This window comes from Kitasatospora sp. NPDC058063 (assembly GCF_042885395.1).
Classification (GTDB): Bacteria; Actinomycetota; Actinomycetes; order Streptomycetales; family Streptomycetaceae; genus Kitasatospora; species Kitasatospora lactacystinica.
The window spans coordinates 402,816-416,054 of record NZ_JBHVSD010000001.1 but is presented as its reverse complement, the minus strand read 5'-3'; the positions used below and the strand labels follow the sequence as shown (position 1 = coordinate 416,054).

The following is a 13,239-nucleotide window of genomic DNA, read 5'->3' as shown; positions in this document are numbered from 1 at the left end:
ACGGATTCGTCCCGGTTCCGCCCTCCGCCCCGCGGGGGCGGGCAGACGTCGGCGGCCCGACGGTCACCGGAGCCCGGCGGCGGGGAGGTCAGGGGAGGTCAGGGGAGGTCGGGGCGGGTGAGGCGGAGGGAGTTGGCGGGATCGGGGAGGTAGGCCGGGTCGAGGGTCCAGCCCTGTTCGGCGGCGATGCGCAGGGCCTGGTGGGCGCCGGCGCCGCGGTAGGTGGCGCGCTTGAGCTGGATGCGGTGCGCGGGGGTGGTGCCGGGGGTGCGGGCGGCGGCGCGGATGCGGGCGGCGTCGCGTTCGAGGATGCGGCGGATGTGGCGGTCCCAGGCTGCGGGGCTGTTGGTGAACTCGGCGCGGAAGGCGCGCGGGCCGACGGTCCAGCGGGCGCCCCAGCGGTCCCAGTGGTCGGGCTCGGGGCGGCTCACCCAGCAGGTGAGCAGGCCGTACACCGGGACGTAGAGGACCTGGAGCAGGAGGACGAACGGCAGCAGCGGCGCGAAGCGGACCGGCTGCGGGCCCCACGGGGTGCCGGGGGCGGCGGGCGGGTCCTGCGGGGAGGGGGCGTTCAGGGCGGCCGGGGCGGGGAAGTGGCGGGCGAGGCGGACGTGCCCGGTGTCCGTCCCGGACGCCACGCCGTGCCAGCCGTGCCGCTCCGCGAGCCGGACCACGCCGGCCGCGCCGAGACCGCGGTAGAACCGCAGCGGGAGTCCGACCCGCATCACCCGGCCGAGGTCGGCCCGCACCTCGCCGTCGCCGGCCGCGTGCGCCGCCTCGGCGGCGGCGATCCGGCGGGCCAGGATCGGGGCGACGTAGCGCTCCCAGTGCTCCGGCCTGCCGGAGAGTTCGGCTCGCAGCCGGCGGGGCGGGACGAAGCTGCGGTTGACCTTCAGCCAGCCGTCGGAGTCGGGGCCTCCCCCGTTGTAGTCCGCGAGGAGCAGGACGGCGAAGAGCAGCACCAGGCCGAGGATCCAGAGCGGCGCGTAGATCCACTGGAGGACGAACTGGACCAGCACGGCCAGGCGGTTGCGGCGCGGCGCGGGGCCGGGGAAGCCGCCGGGGCGGGCGGCTCCGGGCTCCGGCGGGGCGTCGAACCGGTCGGCGGCGTACGGCTGTTGGGGGGCGGGGTGGACCGGGTGGGCCTGTTGCGGCGGGACGGCCTGCGGCTGCCGGGGCGGGTAGGGCTGCGGCGGCGGCACCGGCTGCGCGTACGGGTTCCGCGCGTACGGGTTCTGCTCGTACGGGTTCTGCGCATAGGGGTGCTCTCCGTACGGCGGCTGTCCGTACGGGTTCTGCGGCGGCGGCGCGCCGTACCCGCCGGTGCTGCCGCTGTGCCCCTGCCCGTTCGCCATGCCGTTCCCCCGTGCTCGATCGGGGGCCACCCTACCGGCGGGGCTCAGTGGGCGGTCGGGCCGTCCACGTGGTTGCGGTCGACGGTGAGGGTGGCGCCGCCGAAGGTCTCCTCGACGTTCCCGTGGTACTGGTGGACGCGCTGGTGCAGGCTCCAGAGGTCGGGGGCGAGGCTGCCGGAGCCGTCGGTGTCGGCCCGGTCGTCCCAGCGGGCGTACCAGAGCGCGTCGGGCAGCGGGGAGCTGCCGGCGCGGGCGGCGGCGGCGAGGTCCGCGATGCCGGAGTCGAGGCTGGAGTAGAAGCCGGAGCGATAGTCGGCGTCGTGCAGGGCCGCGGTCCAGCCGAGGGTGAAGTCGACCACGGCCTGGCCGCACGCCGGGTCGCCCACCGGGTAGGCCTCGATGTCCAGGTAGACCGGGCTGCCCTTGGCGAGCCCGAGCGCGCGCAGGGCCCGGGCGGCCTCGTCCGCCTCCTCCCGGCCCTGCTCGGCGGCCTTCGCCGGGTCGATCCGCCGGGGCTTGTGGCTCAGCTCGGCGCACGGCGCCTGCAGTCCGACGTGCACCGGCAGGAACCGCCAGCCCAGCGCCCGCGCCTGGAGCACCCACTCGGCGGTGAGCCGGGGCTGGTCGCAGCCGCGCTGGGAGCCGCTGGTGTAGATGCCGACCGCCCCGTACGGGGAGGCGTCGCGCCAGGTCTTCAGGGTGTCGAGCGACGGTGCGGTGCAGGCGTCGAAGGCGGGGCCGCTCCAGGTGTCGCGGACCCGGGGCGGGCCGGACCGGTCGGGCAGCGTGACGGCCCGGACGCGGGGGGCGGCGACGGCGGCCGGGACGGTGGCTTCGGCGTTCACGCCCGTCCCGTCGGTGGCCAGCAGGAGCACGAGGGCGGCGGCGAGGAGGGCGGCGGGGCGGAGAAGGCGCACCCCGCCTTGATACTGACGGTCCGTCGGGGGTTTGCCGCAACCACGCCGCAGCGCCCGCGCGAGCCCACCCTTTCGGACGCACCCGTCCGCATCCGTCCCGATTTTTGTAACGAGCTTGCCCGTTCATCACTCCTTACGGCAAACTCACAAATATGCCCACCTCCCATACCAGCGAAACCCCTGCCGCCTCGTCGTCGGCCGCCGCCGTCGCCGAGGCCCTGGCCATGCCGCCCGCCCCCAAGGGCGAGCCTGCCGGCGAGCGGGGAAGCTGGCGACGAGGTGGGGCCTCCGGCCCCTCGGCGCCACCCGGGATCGACCCCGGCCGGTCCACCGGCCGGTTCGGCAAGGCCCTGCGGCGCCCGGAGAGGATCCCGGCGCCGCTTCTCTGTCTGACCGCGATGTTCCTGGTGCAGACCGGCATCGCCCTGTCCAAGCCGCTGTTCGGCCCGCTCGGCGTCAGCGGCACGACCTTCCTGCGGCTCGGCTTCGCCGCCGTCATCCTGCTCGCCGTCACCCGGCCCAAGCTCCGCGACAAGCGCCCGCGCGACCTCGTCGCGGCCGCACTGCTCGGCGTGGCCTCGGCCGGGATGACCTTCCTGTTCGCCGGGGCGATCGACCGGCTGCCGATGGGCACCGCCGCCACCATCGAGTTCCTCGGCCCGCTCGCGGTCGCCCTGGTCTTCGCCCGGCGCGCCAGCCACCTGCTCTGGGCCCTGCTCGCGGCCGCGGGCGTGGTGCTGCTGACCCTGCTCGGCGAGGGGGACGGCGGCGGGTCGCTCGACCCGGTCGGCCTGCTCTACGCCTTCGGGGCGGCCGCCTGCTACGCCCTGTACATCCTGTTCACCGACAAGGTGGGCGCGACCTTCCAGGGCTTCCAGGGCCTGGCGGTGTCGATGACGGTCGGCGCGCTGGCGCTGGCACCCTTCGGGCTCGGCCAGGCCTGGGACGGGCTGACCGCGCCCGGCGCCTCGCCACTGGGGCTGCTCGCCGCGGTGGCCGGGGTGTCGCTGCTGCTGCCGGTGATCCCGTACGCGCTGGAGATGACCGCGCTGCGACGGATGCCGCAGCGGGTGTTCAGCGTGCTGGTCAGCCTGGAGCCGGCGGTCAGCGCGCTGGTCGGGCTGGTGGTGCTGGGCCAGCTGCTGGGCGTGCCGCAGCTGGCCGGGATCGGCTGTGTGGTCGCGGCCAGCGTGGGCGCCACGCTGACCGGGCGGCGGTAGCCGCGCCTCCCCGGAGGGATCCTCCGCCGGGGAGGCGCGCCCCGGGACGGCCTGTTCCGGGGCGGCCTGCTCCGGAACGGCCTGCCCCAGGGACGCCCTACGGCCAGAGCAGGGTGCGCGACCACTCCGGGGAACTGACCGGGCCGGTACGGGTGTAGCGCAGCCGGATGTGCCGGCGCTGGGCGTCGCCCTGCCAGAACTCCACCTCGTGCGCCCACAGGGTGTAGACCGCGTGCCCCGGCGCGACCGCGTCCGGGTACGTCTCCAGCCGGCGGCGGGCGACCGCCTCCGCCTCGTCGTACTCGTCGACCGAGCCCAGCGGCTCGCTTTGCCGCCCGACCAGCGCGCCGACCCGGGCGGCGGGCGAGCGGGTGGCGAACTCGGCGGCGGCGACCAGGTCGGCGGCCCGCTCGACGGTGCCGCGCACCCGGACCTGGCGGCCCAGCTGCGGCCAGTAGACGGTCAGCGCGGCGGCCGGGTGACCGGCGAGCTGACGGCCCTTGGGGCTGTCGGCGGCCGCGGAGAAGTTCCAGCCGGTGCCGGCCGCGTCGACGTCGCGCAGCACCAGCACCCGGGCGTCCGGCATGCCGTCGGCGTCGACGGTCGAGAGGGTGAAGGCCTGCGGGTCCAGTACTCCGGCGTGCAGCGCGGTGGCGAGCCAGTCCACGAACAGCGGCCCGGGCTCGGTGGGGGCGGCCGCATGGTCGAAGGAGGGCAGCGGGCGGGCCATCGGGGGGCGGCCGAGCAGCAGCTCGGGGACGGACCTGGGCCCGGACCGGTGCTCGTGGACCGGCTCGGCGGACGGCTCCGGGCGCGTGTCCGCCGCGGGCTCCGGTGCAGGCCTGGCCTCGCCCGGGCCCGTCAGGCCCTCCTCCTCCGCCGCCATCGCGCGCCCTTCCTTCCGATTGCCGCGGTCGCCGCCCCGGCCGGGCCGGCCCTTCGGGCCCGGGCACGTGGTGCGCTGTCGGAGCGCAACCGTACCGCCGTACGCCCACGGCTCCGGGCGCGGGCCCTCCGTGGACGGATCCGGGCCGGTCGGCGGGCGGTTCCGGGGCGGGCGGCGGGCGGTTCCGGGGCGGGCGCCGGACGTGCCGGCACCGGACACGCTTGTGGGCGGTGCCGGTGTCGGCACCGCCCACGAGGCCGGTTTCGCGGTGACCCTTTCCGCGGCCGGTCGAACGCGCTGTTCCCTCTGCTGTCCTGCGGTGGTACCTCGGTTTCCGTTACAACCGTTCCAACCGATCCGGCCGTTCCGACCCGGTCCGGGCCCGTCCGCGGCTGCTCAGCTCAGCCGCGGCCACCCACGTCCGGCGCCCCCGCCTTCCGTGGTGCCCGGTGCCGCATCACGGCGGTCAGTTGAAGGTCGGGGCGACGACGACGTTGACGTCCTTGTTGCCCTGACCGGCCTGGACGTTCCCCGCGTTGTCCTTCACCGCGACGGTGTTGTCCTGGTTCGAGCCGCCGGAACCGGTGGCGGTCTGCTGGGTGGAGACGTAGTTGCCGTCGACCCCGCCGAACACGTTGCCGGTACCGGTGGTGGAGACCGCTCCGGCGTTGGAGCCGCCCTCGGCACCCGCACCGTCGTCGGCGGCGGCACCACCGGCACCGGCCAGCAGCAGACCGGCCGCGAGTGGGCCGGCGAACAGTAGTCCGACTGTTCGACGGGTATGGATGCGAGCCATGAATGCCTCCAAGGAGCTGTTCACCGGGCAATGGTCGATCAAGGTGTGCAAGGTTCGTCGACCGGACGAACACCTGCGGGCTGCGACGCCGGAACACAGCCTTCCGCAACAAATCGACAAAGCACTAGCTCCCACAGTGATTTTCCCCCGTTAGCGTGATATCCAGCCGAGCGGCGCATGGCGGGCCGCAAAACCGGACCATGCGTCGATGCACCCCTTCCAAGCTGGGAATTCACCCGGACGGCCGAGGATCGGGGCGCCTCGGCGAGCGGCGCAAACGGCGTCACACGGTCCGCCGGTCGCACCACCCCGGCGCATGCGAACCCATGAACGCGCCCCCGAAAAGTTCGGTCACCCTTCCATGTCGACTTTCCGACCATTCACCGACCATCGGAATGTCACACCAGGGCAGCAGGAGTGAAGACTTCGCCCGATCCGACGAGATGACTCAGTGGAAATCAGATCATCTTGCCGGGATTCAGAATTCCCAGCGGATCGAAGACCGCCTTCAGCTGCCGCTGCAGGTCCAGTGCCACCGGGCCCAGCTCACGGGCCAGCCAGTCCCGCTTCAGCAGCCCCACCCCGTGCTCCCCGGTGATCGTGCCGCCCAGCTCCAGCCCGAGCGCCATGATCTCGTCGAAGGAGCGCTGGGCACGGGCCGTCTGCTCCTCGTCCGAGGCGTCGAAGATGACGATCGGGTGGGTGTTGCCGTCCCCCGCGTGACTGACCACCCCGATGGTCAGCCCGTGCCGCTCGGCGATCGCCGCGACACCGTTCAGCATCTCCGCCAGCCGGGAACGCGGCACGGCCACGTCGTCGATCATCGTGGTGCCCAGCCGGTCCAGCGCGGGCAGCGCCATCCGCCGGGCGGCCAGCAGCAGATCGGACTCCGCCTGGTCCTCGGCCGGCACCACCTCCGCCGCCCCGGCCTCCCGGCACAGCTCCGCGACCCGCGCCAGCTCGGCCACCCGGTCCGGCCCGTCGAAGGCCACCAGCAGCAGCGCCCGGGTGGACTCCGGCAGACCCATCCGACCCAACTCGTTGACGGCCCGCACCGAGACCGCGTCCATCAGCTCCATCAGCGACGGGGTCAGACCGCGCGCCATCACCTCGCAGACCGCCGCACCGGCAGCGTCCGCGCTCGGGAACTCCGCCGCCAGCGCCAACTGCGGAGCGGGCGCCGGCCGCAGCGACAGAACCGCCCGGACCACCACACCGAGCGTCCCCTCCGAGCCGACGAACAGCCTGGTCAGGTCGTACCCGGCCACGCCCTTCGCCGTCCGGCGCCCGGTGGACAGCAGCCGCCCGTCCGCCAGTACCACGTCCAGCCCGAGCACGTACTCGCTGGTGACGCCGTACTTCACGCAGCAGAGCCCGCCCGCCCCGGTACCGATGTTGCCGCCGATCGTGCAGGACTCCCAGCTGGACGGGTCCGGCGGATACGAGAGCCCCAACTCCTCGACAGCACGGGAGAGTTCGGCGTTCACCACGCCGGGCTCGACCACCGCGATCCGGTTCACCGGGTCGATCTCCAGGATCCGGTTCAGCTTCACCAGCGACAGCACGACGCAGCCGTCCACCGCGTTCGCCGCACCCGACAACCCGGTCCGGGCCCCCTGCGGCACCACCGGCACGCGCAACCCGGTCGCGGTGCGCAGCACGTGCTGCACCTGCTCGACCGTCTCCGGGAACACCACCACCGCGGGCTGCCCGGCCGCGCAGAAGCCCGCCATGTCGTGGCGGTACGCGGCGGTCACGTCCGGATCCACCACGACGGCCCCCTCCGGGAGGCCCTGCGCCAGTCGGTCCGTCAGATCACTCATCGCCGCCTCCACTCGCCGCCCGCCCGCCTCCACCTCCGCACTCTGCCCGGACGACCGGGGCCGGGCAAGTGGGCCGCGGGGCGGTCGGGGAACAGGAGGCGAACGGACCGGGGAACGCGGGGTGGCTCAGGCCCGGCGGAGAGCCGGGGCGGCCAGGGCGGTGAGCCCGGCGGCGGCGGTGGCCAGGGCGCAGAGCAGGGTGGGCAGGGCCGCGCCCGCCGCGTCCGCGAGCAGGCCCAGCAGGGAGTTCGAGAGCACCAGCGCCAGGCTCTGCACGAGCGTCAGCAGTGCCTGGACCCGGGAGAGATGGGTCGGCGGCGCGCCGGCCAGCACGAGCGGGCCGAGGTGGCAGGCGAACAGCCCCGAGCCGAGGCCCGCCACCGCGCTGCCGGCCACCGCCGCCACCGGCCCCGCGGCCGACGCCAGCAGCGCGATCCCCACCGAGGCCACGCAGAGCCCGGCCGCCGCCCCCACCCCCGCCCGGGGCAAGGTGCCCCGCCGGGCGATCAGGCCGGCCACCGCCAGCACCCCGGCCGCCTGGCCGCCGCCCACCAGTCCCGCCGTCCCGGCCGCCCAGCCGTGCGTCCGGGCGAGCAGCGGACCGAGCAGCGACACCACCGGCAGCAGCGCCCCGGCCGCCGCGCCGGTGAGCAGCAGGGCGGCCCGCAGCAGCGGGTCGGCCACGGCGAGCCGGACGCCGGACGCCGCCTCGCGGAGCAGTCCGGCCCGCGGACCGGACGGCCCGTCCTCCGGGGGCCGCACCCGCAGCAGGACCAACAACACGACCCCGAAACTCGCCGCGTCCGCGAGCGCCGCGCAGGACAGCCCGCCGGCCGCGACCAGCAGGCCGCCCAGCGGTGCGCCGAGCAGGACGGCGCTCTGCCCGCCGGCCTGCCGCAGGGCGAGCGCGCGGGGCAGCCGGTCCGCGGGCACCAGCCGGCGGGGCATCGAACCGCCGGCCGGGAGGTAGAAGGCGTCGACCGTCCCGATCACGGCCGCCGCCGCGACCAGCAGCCACAGCGGCGTCCCCCGGGAGGCCGCCACCAGCGCCAGCGCACCGGTCGCGACCAGCATCACCGTGTCCCCGGCGAGCATCACCCGACGGGCGCCGAAGCGGTCCGCGACCGCGCCGCCCAGCAGGACCAGCGCGGTGCGCGGCACCGTGATCGCCGTCAGGACCAGCCCGGCCGCGCCGCCGCCGTGCGCGGAGGCGGCCCAGCCGAGGGCGAAGTACAGCGCGGCGTCGCCCAGCAGTCCGGCCTGGACACCGGCCAGCCAGAGCAGGTACCTCCGCGGCAGCGCGGCCCGCGAACCGACAGTGGCAGTGGCAGTGGCAGTGGCAGTGGTCATGCCGGGCGACGCTAGGGCCCTCGACCCGGTCGAGGGCAAGCGCGGCTACCGCCGGACCACCGGCTCCTGCAGCTCGGTGACCCACCCGGCCCGGTCCTCCGGGCACTCCAAGTACAGCTCCCGGGCGTAGCCGGCCGAGCGGTAGCCGTTCTCCTCGATGAAGCGGGCCAGTTCCTGGCCGGTGCCCAGCACGTCGTCCATCGGGCCGCGGTGCACGATCGTCGCCGCCTCCTCGATCGGCGGCAGGTCGAGCACCTCGAAGTCGTGCTCACCCGGCCGCACCGACGGGCCCACCGGGACGGCCACCAGGACCAGCACCGAGCCGTTGCCCTCCGGCGCGTCCTGGTAGCGGGCGACGGACGGGCCGGCCGCCTCGACCCCGGCCGCGGCCAGCCTCCGGCACAGTTCGGCGAACAGCGGCCCGATCACCGGGCCGATGTCCTCCGGCTCGTAACTCGCGGCCGCACCGGCCAGTTGGGCCACCCGGACGGACGGCACCGGCTTCACCACGACATCGTGTGCGGACATGGTCCCCTCGCTCTCGATCGTTCGGAGCCTCGCCTCCACCCGGGCGAGCCGCAGCTCGTCGGCGGCGATCGCCTCGGCGAGCTGGGCCCGCCGCAGCCGCAGCATGCCGCGCAGTTCGGCCGCGTCCACCTGCTCGTCCAGGACGGCGCGCACCTGCTGCAGGGTGAAGCCGAGCTCCTTGAGCGCGATCACCCGGTTGAGCCGGGCCAGTTGGGACGCCTCGTAGGAGCGGTACCCGCTGACCGGGTCCACCCGGGCGGGCCGCAGCAGCCCGATCGCGTCGTAGTGGCGCAGCATCCGTACCGACACCCGGCCGTGGCTGGCGAAGTCTCCGATGTTCAACATGGTGCGACCACTCCATCCCCTGCCACCGTGTCAGGGTCAACCCGGCCGCCCGCATCCGTTCCACGACGGTTCCGCGGCCTGCGCCCGCGACCGCCCGGGAAACACCGAGGGCGGGTGCCGAGCGAACTCGGCACCCGCCCTGAGCAGGTGGTTCTCCTACCGGCGGAGAGCGTGGGATTCGAACCCACGGTACGGGGTCACCGCACGACAGTTTTCAAGACTGTTCCCTTAGGCCGCTCGGGCAGCTCTCCAGGCGGAGGTCAGCCTAACGGGTCCGGCGGGGTTCGGCGCACACGTTTCGGTGCGGGCGGGGGTCACGGCTGGTCGCCCTCGCGCTGACCGAGGGTGACCTTGGTGTTGAGGGTCTGGCCGTTGCGGGTGTACTCGACGTCGACGGTCTCGCCGGGCTTGTGCGTCCAGATCCGGCTGACCAGGGCCGGGCCGTTGTCGATCGGCACGCCGCCGAGCTTGGTGATGACGTCGCCCGGCTTGAGGCCGGCCTTGTCGGCCGCACCGCCGGGGGTGACGGCCGGCTGGCCCTGGATGTCCTTGGTCTGGATCTGCGCGCCGTCGCCCTTGTAGTCGTCGTTGCGCAGCACGTCGAGCTTGGCGTAGACCGGCTTGCCGGTCTTGATCAGGGTGTCCGCGACCCACTTGGCCTGGTTGATCGGGATGGCGAAGCCCAGGCCGATGCTGCCGGCCCGGCCGTTGGCGGAGGCGTTGGACTGGATCGCCGAGTTGATGCCGACCACCGCGCCGCCGGAGTCGAGCAGCGGGCCGCCGGAGTTGCCGGGGTTGATCGAGGCGTCGGTCTGCAGGGCGTTCATGTACGAGGCCTGCGAGCCGGTGTCGTCGCCGGAGGCCACCGGGCGGTCCTTGGCGCTGATGATGCCGCTGGTGACGGTGGACTCCAGGCCGTACGGCGCACCGATCGCGACGGTGGCGTCACCGACGTTGACCTTGTCGGAGTCGGCCAGCGGCAGCGGGGTCAGCTTGCTCTTCGGCGGGTTGTCGATCTTGACCACGGCGACGTCGTAGCCCTCGGCGTGGCCCAGCACGGAGGCGCTGTAGGAGCTGCCGTCGGCGAACTTGACGGTCAGTTTGCCGCCGTTGAGGGTCGGCGCGACCACGTGGTTGTTGGTGAGGATGTGGCCCTCGGTGTCGAAGACGAAGCCGGTGCCGGTGCCCGACTCGCCGTTGCCCTGCGCCTTGATGGTGACGACGCTGGGCAGCGCCTTCTGCGCGATGGCGGCGATCGAGCCGGGGGCGGGCTCGTTCTTCTGGGTGTCGCTGGCCTGCACGGTGGTGCTGCGGTGGTCGTTCGCGGAGCTGTCGCGGTCGGCGTTGTCGGTGGCGGTCACGCCGAGCACGCCGCCGGCCACACCGGCGACCAGCGCGACGGCCGCGATCAGGGCGACCAGGCCGCCGCGCTTCTTGCGCGGGCCGCCGGGGCCGGCCGGACCGCCGGGGTAGTCCGCCGGGTAGCCGAGCGGGCCCGCCGGGCCGCCGGGGTAGCCCGCGCCGCCGGAGGTGGAGTCGTGGGTGGGGCCCCAGCCGCCGAGCGGCTGACCGGCCCCGAAGGGGTGGTGGCCGTGCGCGGCGGGGGCGGCGGGCGCGACCGGAGCGGCGCCGTAGCCCTCGTGCGCGGCGGGGGCGGCGGGCACGGCCGGAGCGGCGCCGTAGCCCTCGTGCGGGCCGGCCGCCGGGACGCCGTGGGTCGGGGTGGCGTACGGGTTGTCGGCCGTCGGCGGCAGCGCCGGGGCGGGCGCGGCGGCCGGGGCCACCGGAGCCTGCGGGGCGGGCGGCAGGACCGGCGGCGGCGCGTCGATGTAGCCGGTGACCGGGTCGACGGCCGGCTGCTCGGCGGCGGGCGCCGCAGGGGCCGCGGGGGCCTCCGGTGCGGGCACCTTGGTGAAGGCGACGGTGGGCTTGTGCCCGCCCTCGGCCGGGACACCCTCGGCCGCGACGGCGTCGACGGGCGGCGCCGCCTCGACGGGGGCGGCCTCGACGGCGCCCGACTCCGGCTCGGGCACCCGCCGGAAGGCCATGGTCGGCTGGTGCCCACCCTGAGCGGGGCCTTCGGAAGCGGACTCGGCCGCCCCCGGCCCGGCGGGCTGCTCCCCCTGCGGCCCGGTGGGCCCAACCTCGCGCTCGGTGCTCACGGACGACCTCCATAGCTGGCAGAACCAAGGACCATAGTTTTTCGCACTGTCGATTCGATTGCCGTAAGGACCCCTCTGAAGAACTCATAAGAATCCTTAGCCGACGCAGACGCCGACACCCGACACCGGCACCGACGCCAGCACCGACGGCCGAGGCTCCCCTCCCCCGCCGGGCGTCCCGCGATGCGGACCGCGCACCCTCGGCCTTGGGCGATCGCCCCCGTGCCGGTTAGCCTGTCGCTCCAAACTGACACGCGGGAGCTTGGACCCACCAGGCTGAGAGTGCGCATGTCGACCGTACGCCACACGAGTGACGGACGGTCGAGGGGGCGCTGACCGCCGGAACCTGTCCGGGTAATGCCGGCGTAGGGAGTATCGGCCATGCCGCCTGCTTCGCCATCCTCTTCTTCGGGCGCGAACGTTCCCGCCCCCGGCGCGGACGCCTCCGCCGCGGGCGCGACCGCCGTCCTGGAGCGCCCCGAGCACGTCGAAGCGCCCCTGGTGCTGGACACCGAGCCGCCGCGCACGCTCCGCTTCCGGGACCACTTCGCGCTCTGGATGAACCTGGGCGTCAGCCTGATCGGCTTCTCCACCGCCGCTACCGTGCTCGGCGCCCCCGGCAGCGAGCTGTCGCTGGCCGCCGCGGTGACCGCGATCACGGTCGGTACGGCGGTCGGCACCGCGATGCTCGGCGTGGCCTCGCTGATCGGCGCCCGCACCGGCGCCCCCGCGATGGCGAACCTGCGCGGGCTGTTCGGCACCCGGCTGTCGTACCTGCCGACGGTGCTGAACATCGTGCAGTGCATCGGCTGGGGCGTGTTCGAGCTGCTGACCATCTCGGCGGGCGCGCAGACCGTCGCGCACACCACCGGCTACCGCTGGCTGTTCGTCCTGCTCGCGGGCGCGCTGACCACGGCGCTGACCATCTGGCCGCTGGGCTCGATCGCGGTGCTGCGCCGCTTCGTGGCCGGGGCGGTCGCGGTGGCGATGGTGTACTTCACCGTCCAGCTGGGCCGCCAGGGCGTGCCGGACCCGGGGGCGGGCAACTGGCACGGCTTCCTGGGCGCCACCGACGCGATGATCGCGGTGTCGGTCTCCTTCGTCCCGCTGGCCGCCGACTACACCCGGCACTCGCGCACCCCGCGCTCGGCGTTCTGGGGCAGCTTCTCCGGCTACACGATCGCCCAGGTCTGGTGCTACGTGCTCGGCCTGATGGCGCTGCTGCAGTCGGACGGCGATCCGAACCGGATCTTCGACTCCTTCCTCGGGGTCTGGGCCGGCTGGCTGTTCCTGCTGGTGCTGGTGCTGCGCGAGACGGACCAGTCCTTCGCCAACGTGTACTCGACGGCGATGTCGGTGCAGAACCTGCTGCCGAAGGTGGACCGCCGGGTGCTCTCCGGCGCGATCGGCGTGCTGATCACCGTGCTGGCGCTGCGGATCGACGAGTTCACCGACACCTACTACGGCTTCCTCGGTCTGATCGGCTCGGTGTTCGTGCCGCTGCTGGCGGTGCTCGTGGTGGACTACTTCCTCGGCGCCGGGCGGCGCGGCTGGGACCTCTCCGCCGACGCGCCGTCCCGCTGGCCGATGCTGCTGCCGTGGGCCCTGGGCTTCGCGGTCTACCAGTTCATCGCACCGACCAAGGTGGCCGGCTGGTGGACGGACTTCTGGACCTCGGCCCAGGAGTCGCTGCACTTCACCCCGCAGGAGTGGACCTCCGCCTCGCTGTTCGCCTTCCTGGTGCCCGCCCTGGTCACCTGGGCGCTCACCCCGCTCTCCCGCCGCGCCGACCGGCACTGAGCGCCCCCGCCCCGCGCCGGGCGAAGCGGGGGCGGCCCGGCCCCGCGGGCCCGGCCG

General features: G+C 74.6%; 11 protein-coding genes, 1 tRNA gene and 1 riboswitch. Of the genes, 3 read left to right on the top strand and 9 right to left on the bottom strand.

Annotated elements, in window-relative coordinates; translation table 11 throughout:
* Positions 1-98 precede the first annotated feature (98 nt).
* Positions 99-1,355, bottom strand: a complete 1,257-nt coding sequence (locus ACFVUY_RS01945) for a hypothetical protein (RefSeq protein ID WP_387726724.1) — start codon at positions 1,353-1,355, stop codon at positions 99-101.
* Between the two features lie 44 nt (positions 1,356-1,399).
* Positions 1,400-2,272, bottom strand: a complete 873-nt coding sequence (locus tag ACFVUY_RS01940; RefSeq protein WP_387726722.1) for a DUF1906 domain-containing protein — start codon at positions 2,270-2,272, stop codon at positions 1,400-1,402.
* 152 nt (positions 2,273-2,424) lie between these two features.
* On the opposite strand from ACFVUY_RS01940, the gene ACFVUY_RS01935 reads away from it, so the two are divergent.
* Complete coding sequence (locus ACFVUY_RS01935; protein ID WP_387726720.1) at positions 2,425-3,492, top strand: DMT family transporter; 1,068 nt, start codon at positions 2,425-2,427, stop codon at positions 3,490-3,492.
* 97 nt (positions 3,493-3,589) lie between these two features.
* Here ACFVUY_RS01935 and ACFVUY_RS01930 read toward each other — a convergent pair whose 3' ends face one another.
* Together ACFVUY_RS01930 and ACFVUY_RS01925 are read right to left on the bottom strand one after the other, a co-directional pair.
* Positions 3,590-4,378, bottom strand: coding sequence for a pyridoxal 5'-phosphate synthase (locus ACFVUY_RS01930; RefSeq protein ID WP_380547511.1), 789 nt, complete (start codon positions 4,376-4,378; stop codon positions 3,590-3,592).
* Positions 4,379-4,844: 466 nt separating this feature from the next.
* Complete coding sequence (locus ACFVUY_RS01925; protein WP_387726718.1) at positions 4,845-5,174, bottom strand: hypothetical protein; 330 nt, start codon at positions 5,172-5,174, stop codon at positions 4,845-4,847.
* Between ACFVUY_RS01925 and ACFVUY_RS01920 the strand changes: the two genes are divergently transcribed.
* Entirely contained in the window at positions 5,173-5,328 is a 156-nt protein-coding gene (locus ACFVUY_RS01920; RefSeq protein WP_387726716.1) for a hypothetical protein, read from the top strand. The two genes, ACFVUY_RS01925 and ACFVUY_RS01920, sit on opposite strands and share 2 nt — an antisense overlap.
* A gap of 304 nt (positions 5,329-5,632) precedes the next feature.
* On the opposite strand, the gene ACFVUY_RS01915 is transcribed toward ACFVUY_RS01920, so the two are convergent.
* The 5 genes from ACFVUY_RS01915 to ACFVUY_RS01895 form a co-directional block, all read right to left on the bottom strand.
* Positions 5,633-6,997: an FAD-binding oxidoreductase gene (locus ACFVUY_RS01915; protein ID WP_387726714.1), complete on the bottom strand. Its 1,365-nt coding sequence runs from the start codon at positions 6,995-6,997 to the stop codon at positions 5,633-5,635.
* A gap of 126 nt (positions 6,998-7,123) precedes the next feature.
* Entirely contained in the window at positions 7,124-8,347 is a 1,224-nt protein-coding gene (locus tag ACFVUY_RS01910; protein ID WP_387726712.1) for an MFS transporter, read from the bottom strand.
* Between the two features lie 45 nt (positions 8,348-8,392).
* A complete protein-coding gene (locus ACFVUY_RS01905) occupies positions 8,393-9,220 on the bottom strand; it encodes a MerR family transcriptional regulator (RefSeq protein WP_387688793.1) in 828 nt (275 codons plus the stop codon).
* Between the two features lie 163 nt (positions 9,221-9,383).
* Positions 9,384-9,471 (bottom strand) — tRNA-Ser (locus ACFVUY_RS01900).
* A 63-nt stretch (positions 9,472-9,534) separates the two neighbouring features.
* Positions 9,535-11,382 (bottom strand): S1C family serine protease, encoded by a 1,848-nt coding sequence (locus ACFVUY_RS01895; protein ID WP_387726710.1) that lies wholly within the window; start codon positions 11,380-11,382, stop codon positions 9,535-9,537.
* A 244-nt stretch (positions 11,383-11,626) separates the two neighbouring features.
* Positions 11,627-11,771: riboswitch (TPP riboswitch) on the top strand.
* On the opposite strand from ACFVUY_RS01895, the gene ACFVUY_RS01890 reads away from it, so the two are divergent.
* Positions 11,764-13,182: a purine-cytosine permease family protein gene (locus ACFVUY_RS01890; protein WP_387726708.1), complete on the top strand. Its 1,419-nt coding sequence runs from the start codon at positions 11,764-11,766 to the stop codon at positions 13,180-13,182. (Overlaps the previous riboswitch by 8 nt.)
* Positions 13,183-13,239 lie beyond the last annotated feature (57 nt).